The sequence below is a fragment of the Microbacterium sp. P2_F9 genome, from assembly GCF_056403635.1.
The window spans coordinates 1-8,886 of record NZ_JBFUFC010000160.1; the positions used below are offsets into that span (position 1 = coordinate 1).

Genomic DNA, 8,886 nt, shown 5'->3' on the forward strand with positions numbered 1-8,886 from the left:
GAACTCGCCCACCTGATCCGGCTCTTCATGGCCGATCAGCCGATCACGGATCTTCCCGGAGGAAAAGGGCATTCGCGGGTCTTCGAGCTGCACCGCGGCATCCACCATCCGCGTCCAGCGAGCCCGCCCGCGTGATCCAGCCCATCTGGGTGCTCGGCGGCGGCGGCGTTGCGGGCATCGCATGGGAGATCGGCATCCTCACCGGTCTCGCCGACGAGGGTGCGGTGGTCGCCGCGGACGCGGTGGTGCTCGGCACGAGCGCCGGCGCAGTCGTCGGAGCCCAGGTCACCAGCGGCATTCCACTGGCGAAGCTCTACGCACGACAGGAAGCCGGCGTGCCGTGGGAGACCTCCGCAGGGATGCGTCTGTCGCAGATCCTGAGGCTCGCCCGCGCACAGTTCGGCGCCCGGTCGCCCGAGCGTGCGGCGGCCCRCATCGGCCGGCTGGCCGAGGCAGCGCATGTCGCCGATCCGAACCGCCAGCGCGCGATCGCGCAGGCGCGACTGCCCAAGCACGCGTGGTCGAACCGGGACCTCCGGATCGTCGCGGTGGACACCGCTTCGGGTGCTTCTCGCGTCTTCACCCGCGCGGATGCCGTGCCCCTGGTGGATGCGGTCGCGGCAAGCTGCGCCGTTCCGTTCGTCTCGGCCCCGGTGCCGCTGGACGGACGACGGTGGATGGACGGCGGGATGCGCTCGACCCTCAATCTGGATCTCGCTCCCGGATCGGGACCGGTCATCGCCCTCGCGCCCAGCACGGCGGCGATCGGGCCGTGGGCGCGCATCGCCAGACAGCGAGCACTTCTCGCGCCCGATCGCCGCGTCGAGATTCTGCTGCACGACGCCGACTCCCGGCGCGCCGCCGGACGCGACGTCATGGATCGCTCGGTCGCGCCCCAGCTCGTGGCAGCCGGGCGTGCGCAGGGGCGGCGCGAGGCGGAACGCGTGAGAGCCGCCCTGCAGCGGTGAGCCGCTGCCGCGTGAGTCCCTTTTCGCGGAGGAGCCGGTGTGGGGCACGATGGAAGCCGGCATAGGGCGACGACGGGATGGACGATGACCGACACCTACACGGTCGCAACCGACGGCGCATGCAAGGGCAACCCCGGCCCGGCTGGCTGGGCGTGGGTCGCCGAGGATGGACACTGGGCTGCCGGCTCGGTGGTCGAGGGAACCAACAACATCGGCGAGCTCCTCGGCCTGCTCAACGCCCTGCGCGACCACGCCGCGGTGGCGGATCTCACGATCCAGGCTGACTCGCGGTACGCGATCGACACATATACGAAGTGGATGTCGGGCCATGCGCGGCGCGGCTGGAAGACGGCATCCGGATCCCCGGTCAAGAACCGCGAGATCCTCGAGCAGCTCATCGAGCAGCGCGACGCTCGCCGTGCCGCAGGACTCCCGGATGCCGTGCTCGAGCATGTGCGCGGGCACTCGGGTCACGTGCTGAACGAGTGGGCCGACGAGCGCGCGGTCCGAGCCTCGCAGCACGCGGAGCGGGGGCTCGAGAGCGCCTGGTCGTCGCACGGCGGACAGGAGCGCCTCGACGTCGGCGCCGCGCCGCCGAAATCGGCCGGCGACCGGAACGCGGCACGCAAGCGCACCTGACCGACTGCTCGGGGGTCTCCGGAAGGGGCATCCACGGCGTGTCGCCGGACCCCCGGCGCGCACGCGGCGAAGGATCACCCGGAGTGGTGGGTTGCGCTTCCGTTCCCGAGCGCGGCCTGCGACGATTCAGGTCGGAGCCGGCTTTGAGCGGGCGGATGACGGACCGCGGGCCTCGCGCCCTCCGGAGGAGGTTTCATGTCGGGCAATCGGACGGCGGAGCGCGTGCGGCGCGGCATGGCGATCGTGGCGATCGCCGCGGCGGGGGCGCTGCTCGCAGCCTGCGGCAGCGGCATCACCCTGCCCAGTCCGACCGGCACCCTCCCGACGCCGACCGCGACGATCGAGCTCCCCACCCCGACGATCACCCTCGAGCTGCCGACCCCGACGCCCCGCCCGACGCGGACGCCCATCGTGCGCCCCAGCCTCACACCCAGCATCGCGCCGACCGTGGCCCCGACGACGGAGCCGACCGTCGCCCCCACGACGGCACCGACCATCGCCCCCACGACGGCACCGACCGTCGCCCCCTCGGTGGCTCCGACGGCCGAGCCGAGCGCGACACCGACGCCTACCCCGACAGCGACTCCCACGCCGACCCCAACCCCGACCCCGACCCCAACCCCAACCGCGAGCACGTCACCGAGCCCGGAGGCGGGCGCGCCCACGGACGAGGCCACCGGGGCATGGCTGCCGTGGGTGATCCTCCTGGGCCTCGGAATCATCGGCGCCGTCGTCTATCTGCTGGTGCGACGCCCGAGGCCAGGCGCCACGCCGTAGCGCGCGGCCGCGCGGCCTATTCCGCGGCCGCGAGCCGGCCCAGGCGCGCGGATGCGGGGGCGAGTCGCTGCGCGACGTTGACGGCGGAGCGGATGGCGCTCTCATGCGAGTCGGCGTCGTCCATGTAGAGGCCGGCGAGCCACAGGCCGTGCGCTCCGTGCAGCGCCTTGAGCCGGCCCTGGGCGTCGAAGTAGTCCGCATCGACCATGCCGTGCTCATACTTCGCGACGGCGTACAGCGGCTCGGGAAGCGCCTGGTCGAACGTGACCCAGCTCTTGAACACCGGCAGGCCGCGCTCAGGATTCCAGATCGACAGCGAGCTGTGGCATCCGTCCCACCGGGCATTGACGACCGACCATGTCGACTCGCTCCGCGGCATGAGCCGCCGATCCCCGTGGATCGCGATGGTGGTGTCGAAGTACTTGAGGCGCCGCAGCTGCGCGCAGAGCTCGTCCGCCTCGGGGGACGATTCGAGGAGGTGCAGCGCCTGGCGCGCGTTCGTCGCCACGACCACCTGATCGAAGGACTGGCGCCGACCGTCGGCGTCCTCGATGGTCCAGCCGTCGGGGTCGCGGGTGAGGCTGCGCACCGCGGAGTCCCGGCGGAGCGTCGCTCGCTCCAGCGACCCGACGAGCGCGTCGACGTAGACCCGGAGGCCGCCGTCGATCTCGCTCTGGTCGGGGGCGCGCAGGCCCGTCGGCATGTTCGCGCCCAGGTAGTACAGGGCGTTGTAGGCCGTGAATCGCTGGAAGTCGGATGGCTCGACGCACCAGAACGCGAGCAGGAGCGGAAGCAGGAAGTCGTCGACGAACCCCCGCGGCAGGCGCTGCTGCTCGAGGTACTCGCCGATCGTCAGGGTGCGGTCGTGCTGGGCGAGGAACGCCGGCACGTCCGCGAGGAACCGGCGGAACCGGATCAGGGTGCGCAGCGCTCGAGGGGTGAACGAACTCCATACCGGCCGCCCCGCCCGCAGCGGCGGCATCACGACGGGGCGCTCGCGCGCCGTGCCGTAGACCGTCAGCGTCGCCGGATACGACCGCCTCGGCACGTCGAGGATGTCGAGCAGCCGGTTGAACGTCGCATAGGCCGCGCCCGGCGCGAAGAACTGGAACCCGGCATCGATGGCGAGGCGGTGGCCGTCCGCCTCGATCGTGATCGTGTGCGCGTGGCCGCCGAAGCGGTCGTCCTGCTCGAAGAGCGTGACGTCGTGCTCATGCTCGAGCAGCCACGCGGTGGCCAGGCCGGCGGCTCCGCCCCCGATGATGCCGACTCTCATCTTCCTAGGCCGACTCGCGCTGGATGATCTGGGTCGGCGCCGGGCTCGCGTCGCCGACCGGAAGCCCGAGCACCTGTCGTGCGGTGCGCCGTCCGTAGGTGCGCGCATCGATGCGGATGGTCGTGAGCGCCGGGCGCCACAGCGCCGCCTCCGCGGTGTCGCCCCAGCCGATCACCGCGACCTCGTCCGGAACGGTGACGCCCTCGTCGTGGAGCGCAGCGAGCACCTCGAACGCGATCGCATCCGTGAGCGCCGCGATCGCGGTGGCATCGCCGATCCGGGCCCGCAGTCCTTCCGATCCGGCTCCGACCGTCAGCACGATGGGCTCCGCCATCTCGAGTCGGGATGCCGCGGACCGGATGAAGTCGACCATCAACGGGTACATCAGCCCTTCGCCGGAAGGGGAGGCGATCGCGATCCGGTCATGCCCGCGGCTCTGCAGATAGCGGACCTGCGCCAGGTAGTGCGCGGCCATCCCGTCATTCCAGCCCCCGTCTGGGACGCCAGCCTCGGGGTGGGCGTAGATGCCGGCGAGGTCGACGATCGCGCGCGGGTTCACCGCCGCGACGGCAGCCTGGGTCGACGCATGACCCGCCCCGGCGAACGTGACGAACAGGCCGAACCCCGCCGCGACGAGCTCTTCGTCCATCCCCTGGATGAAGCCGTCGAGCACCGGAGTGCGCGGAAGCCCGCCGAGGTCGAGCACGATGATGCGCGACGCCCCCTCGCGCAGGGCCCGCGCGATCGGGTGGGCGGTGTAGCCCAGTTCGGCCGCGGCGCGACGCACCTTGGTGCGGGTCTCGGGCGAGATGGTCTGCCCAGGGGTGTCGTTCATGACGAAGCTCACCGTGGCCGGAGAGACCCCGCTCGCGCGGGCGACATCTCGCATGGTCGCCCTGCGACGCTCCATGAGTCTCCCCCTGGGCCCGAATCTTCGGATGCTGCGTTCAGACTCCGCTGCTAGTCTAGGCACTAATCCGAATTAGTTCCCGATCCGATGGAGCATCCCATGCAGACCCTGACCACCATGAAGTCACTGACCGTCACCGGTCCCGGAGTGGCCGAGTTCCTCGAGGCCGAGCGCCCGCCGGTCGGTCCCCGCGATGTCGCGGTGAAGATCAAGGCGTGCGGCATCTGCGGCTCGGACGTCTTCTACGTGCAGCGCGGCGGCATCCCTCCCCGCGACAGCCACACCCCGCTCGGCCACGAGCCGGCCGGCGAGATCGTCGAGGTCGGGGCGGAGGTGACCGGCGCCGCGGTCGGCGACCACGTCGTGATCAACCCGATGGCGAACCGCGACGGCATCATCGGCAACGGCGGCGCGCAGGGCGCCCTGTCGGACGAGGTCGTGCTCTTCGACGCCGAGGCCGGCGTGCACTTCCGAGTGATCCCCGACGAGGTGCCGTGGGCGGTCGCCGCGCTCAACGAGCCGATGGCGGTCGCGTACCACGGCGTCAATCGCTCCGGAGCGGGCGAAGGCTCGAAGGTCGTCGTCTTCGGCGCGGGGCCGGTCGGCCTCGGCGCCGCGATCGGCTTCAAGTCCAAGGGTGCGGCGCACGTCGTCGTCGTGGACATCCAGCCCAGCCGCCTCGAGCGTGCGCTCCTGATCGGAGCGGATGCCGTCATCAATTCCGCCGAGGAGGATGTGGCGGAGCGGCTCAAGGAGCTGCACGGCGAGGTTCCGGGCTTCATGGGCCGGGGCTCGAAGGCCGCGACCGACGTCTACTTCGACGCCGCTGGTGCGCCGATCGTGATCGACACCGCGCTCAAGGCCATGCGCAACCGCGGCGTGCTCACGATCGTGGCCGTGCACAAGAAGCCGGTCGAGCTCGACCTGCAGGAGCTGCTCACCACGGAGCCCGACATCCGTCTCGCGATGGGGTACCCGACCGAGATCTTCGAGGTGACCGACTCGATCATCGAGCACTGGGACAAGTACCAGCACATCATCAGCGACATCGTGCCGTTCGCCGAGGCCGAGCGCGCGATGACCCTCGCGTCGACCCCCGGCGCGGCCGACAAGGTCGTGGTCGTCTTCGACTGACCTCAGGGGGTGAAGGCGTCCAGGAAGCGGTCGCGGAAGCGGTCCATCCGCCAGACCGGAGCGTCCGGAGACGGCAGCACGCCGGGCTCCCAGTGCCACTCGGCCAGCGCCGCGAGCACGGCCGGGTCCTTGGAGATGATCGAGATCGGCACGTCGTAGTCGGCATCCGGGCCGCTCACCACCCGCGCGGGCTGATGGTCGCCGAGCACCACGAGCACGAGGTTCGGCTGGTCGTAGGTGTGCAGGAACGAGAACATCGTGCCGAGCGTGTACTGCACCGACTGCCCGTACAGCTGCTGCACCCGCTTCGGGTCCTGCCAGGCGACGACCGGCGCGATGCCCTGGGCCGGCTGCGGGTCGAACACCGACCCGTCGCCGAGCTGCGACCAGGGCACAGGCTGGGGCAGCGGCGTCCACGGCGTGTGCGATGACACGAAGTCGATCTCGGCCATGACGGGAGCGTGGGGCTGGGCGAGCTCGGTGTCGTAGAAGTGCTGCCAGGTGAACTGGTCGGGGATCCGGGCGTAGCTGAACGTGGGCCCCGCATAGCCCATGTTCAGGGAGTTCACCATCGAGTCGTAGCCGTAGAAGCTCTTCCCCTCGTCCCACGGCTCCTTGTTGGACGGCACCACTGAGACGGTGCGCCAGCCCGCATCGTGGAACGCGCGCGTGAGCGAGAGCCGGTCGTCGGTGAGCAGCCGGCTGTAGTTCTGCTTCGAGTCGACCCAGACGCCCGTCTGCAGCGTCGAGTGCGCGAGCCAGCTGACCCCGCCGAACGTCGGCGACGTGAGGAACGCGCTCTGCGCCGAATACCCGTCCTGGGCGAGCAGCGCCCCGCCGGCGCGMAGCACGCGAAGAACCCCGGGCGAGAAGGTCGAGTCCTCGACGGCGACCCTGCCGTAGCTCTCCAGGAATGCGAAGACGACGTCCTTGCCCCGCAGCGCCGCGAGGAGCTGATCGGAAGGGATGCCGCGCATCGCGTCGGCCGAGACCGCGCGCTGGAACTGCTGCTGGTCCCGGATGCCCTGGGCGGTGCGCACCGAGGTGGCGGCGAGCTCGGTCGAGGCATCCGCTCCCGCCAATGGCACCCCCGGGATCAGCTGCGCCCCGACGGCGGCGCCGAGGATCCAGATGCCCGCGACCGCGACGGTGGCGACCCGCCCGCTGCGCTCCGAGGCGCGGGTGACGCGCCCCGCGCGCAGGGCCGCACGCGCGAGAGCCACCACGGCGGCGATCACCAGCGCGACCAGGAGAGCGACCAGCAGGAAGGCGTTGCCGGTTCCGGTCGCGTCGCTCACGACCCCGAAGGCGCTGACGAGGCTGGACGCGTCATCCGTGAGGCTGAACGCGCGGTCGACGGTCGCCTCGAAGCCGAGGTCGAGCGCCGTCAGCACGGTCGCGGCGATCACCAGCGCGGCGAAGACGGCGGCCACGACCCCGCGCAGCCACCGGGTCGGCAGCGCCACGAGCAGCACGACGACCGCGATCGACTCGACGGGCAGCGCCAGCAGCGCGGCCGGGGTGCCCGCGGCGAGCGCACCGGGAAGCAGCGGCACGACCAGGAGCGCCGCGAACGCGACGATCGTCGCAGCCGATGCCCGGCTGCGCGGGGGGAAGGTCGCCGATTCCCGGCGATTCCGCCCCGTTCCCTCGAACATCGGCCCGCTCACGGCTGGCGGAGGGAGCCCGCCGAGGCGGACGCGGAGTCCGACCCGGCCGGCAGCGACCGGCCATCGAACCGGTCCGAGAGCGCGTAGCGCAGCAGCACGACGTCCGCGATCGCCCGCGACTCGGCGAGCCGCGCGCGCCGAGATGCCGTCCACGGGAATCGGCCCGCCTCGACGAAGCGCGGCGCCCCCGGCTCCCCGACGAAGAACGGGGCGATCACGAGCTGCAGCTCGTCGGCGAGCTCGTCCACGATGAACTGCGTGTGCAGGTGCCCGCCGCCCTCGACCATGAGCCGGCGGACGCCCCGGTCGCCGAGGTCGCGCACCACGGCGCCCATCGACACCTCCCCGCCGACGCCGACGACGGTCGCCGCGCTGCCCAGCTTCGCCGCGATGCGACGCGCGGTCGCCTGCGGGCAGTACACGAGCTTCTCGACGTCCTCGTCCGCGAAGAAGGCGGCGTGCGGTGAGAGGTCGCCGGTCGCCGTCACTGTGACCTTGAGCGGCGAGCACGACCTCCCCGCGGCGAGGCGCAGGAGCCGGCGCTCCTCGCTGCGCACCATCAGGTGCGGGTCGTCGCGCCGAACGGTCGACGCGCCGACCATGATCGCGTCGCTCTCCGCCCGCAGCTGGTCGACCCGATCGAAGTCCGCCGCGTTCGACATGGCGAGCTTGCACGGGGTCGCGCGGTCGAGGTATCCGTCGATCGACATCGCGCRGCTGAGCAGCACATAGGGCCGGGTCACGATGTCCTCCCCCCGTTCCGGGCGACCAGCCGGCGGCGACGGACAGCGGATGCCGCGACCACGGCCGCGCCGGGCAGCACGGCGATCATCGCCAGCACCCCGAACGCCGTCGAGGCCGCGACGCCGGTGGCAGCTCCCAGGCCGGCCGTCCCGAACGCCCACGCCGCGATGCCTTCGCGCGGGCCCCAGCCGCCGAGGTTCAGCGGGATCGATCCGGCGAGCACCACGATGAGCGCGCCGGCGGTCAGCCGCTCCGGCGACGCGTCGATGCCGACGGCGATGCAGGCGACGACGAACGTGGCCACATGGCACGCGACCACCACGATCGACGCGACCACCACGACGAGCACGGTGCGGACGGTTCCGAACGCTTGCCGCAGCGCGGCCAGCTCGCGCCTGATCGCGGCCCGGGCGCGCCGACTCGTCGTCGCCGCGATGACGATGGCGGCGCAGGCGACGACGACCACGAGAAGCGCGGTGCCCACAGCGGGAGCGTAGGCCGACATTCCGAGAACCGCCAGCACCACCGCTGCCAGGACGAGTTGCACCGCCTGACCTGCTGAGCGCTCCGCCGCGACCGCGCGCGACGCCTGCGCGACGCGACCCTGGTCGAGGCCATGCGCGACGGCCCGGTGCACATCGCCCACGACCCCGCCCGGCAGGACCGTGTTGAGGAATTGCGAGCGGTAGTACGCCCCCATCGCCTCTCGACGCCCCAGCGTCAGACCGAGCCGCCCGGCGAGCACGCGCCACCGCCAGGCCGCGGCGG

Annotated in this window: 9 protein-coding genes; 3 read left to right on the forward strand and 6 right to left on the reverse strand. The window is 71.9% G+C overall.

Going from position 1 to position 8,886, the window contains the following annotated elements; translation table 11 throughout:
• The first annotated feature begins 131 nt into the window (after positions 1–131).
• Positions 132–968, forward strand: coding sequence for a patatin-like phospholipase family protein (locus AC1DVT_RS14930; protein ID WP_477389809.1), 837 nt, complete (start codon positions 132–134; stop codon positions 966–968).
• A gap of 84 nt (positions 969–1,052) precedes the next feature.
• Positions 1,053–1,607: a ribonuclease H family protein gene (locus AC1DVT_RS14935; RefSeq protein ID WP_477389810.1), complete on the forward strand. Its 555-nt coding sequence runs from the start codon at positions 1,053–1,055 to the stop codon at positions 1,605–1,607.
• Between the two features lie 74 nt (positions 1,608–1,681).
• Here AC1DVT_RS14935 and AC1DVT_RS14940 read toward each other — a convergent pair whose 3' ends face one another.
• The 3 genes from AC1DVT_RS14940 to AC1DVT_RS14950 form a co-directional block, all read right to left on the reverse strand.
• On the reverse strand, positions 1,682–2,329 hold the full coding sequence (locus tag AC1DVT_RS14940; RefSeq protein WP_477389811.1) for a glycine zipper domain-containing protein: 648 nt from the start codon (positions 2,327–2,329) through the stop codon (positions 1,682–1,684).
• A 71-nt stretch (positions 2,330–2,400) separates the two neighbouring features.
• On the reverse strand, positions 2,401–3,660 hold the full coding sequence (locus AC1DVT_RS14945; protein ID WP_477389812.1) for an FAD-dependent oxidoreductase: 1,260 nt from the start codon (positions 3,658–3,660) through the stop codon (positions 2,401–2,403).
• A gap of 4 nt (positions 3,661–3,664) precedes the next feature.
• Positions 3,665–4,570, reverse strand: a complete 906-nt coding sequence (locus tag AC1DVT_RS14950; protein ID WP_477389813.1) for a LacI family DNA-binding transcriptional regulator — start codon at positions 4,568–4,570, stop codon at positions 3,665–3,667.
• 99 nt (positions 4,571–4,669) lie between these two features.
• Here AC1DVT_RS14950 and AC1DVT_RS14955 point away from each other — a divergent pair, with 99 nt between their 5' ends.
• On the forward strand, positions 4,670–5,704 hold the full coding sequence (locus AC1DVT_RS14955) for a zinc-dependent alcohol dehydrogenase (RefSeq protein ID WP_477389814.1): 1,035 nt from the start codon (positions 4,670–4,672) through the stop codon (positions 5,702–5,704).
• A gap of 2 nt (positions 5,705–5,706) precedes the next feature.
• Here AC1DVT_RS14955 and AC1DVT_RS14960 read toward each other — a convergent pair whose 3' ends face one another.
• The 3 genes from AC1DVT_RS14960 to AC1DVT_RS14970 all read right to left on the reverse strand — a co-directional run.
• Positions 5,707–7,362: an alkaline phosphatase family protein gene (locus AC1DVT_RS14960; RefSeq protein WP_477389815.1), complete on the reverse strand. Its 1,656-nt coding sequence runs from the start codon at positions 7,360–7,362 to the stop codon at positions 5,707–5,709.
• A gap of 8 nt (positions 7,363–7,370) precedes the next feature.
• On the reverse strand, positions 7,371–8,117 hold the full coding sequence (locus tag AC1DVT_RS14965) for a RibD family protein (protein ID WP_477389816.1): 747 nt from the start codon (positions 8,115–8,117) through the stop codon (positions 7,371–7,373).
• Positions 8,114–8,886: lysylphosphatidylglycerol synthase domain-containing protein (locus AC1DVT_RS14970; protein ID WP_477389817.1), on the reverse strand; the 773-nt coding region annotated here is incomplete at its 5' end. The genes AC1DVT_RS14965 and AC1DVT_RS14970, both read right to left, overlap by 4 nt.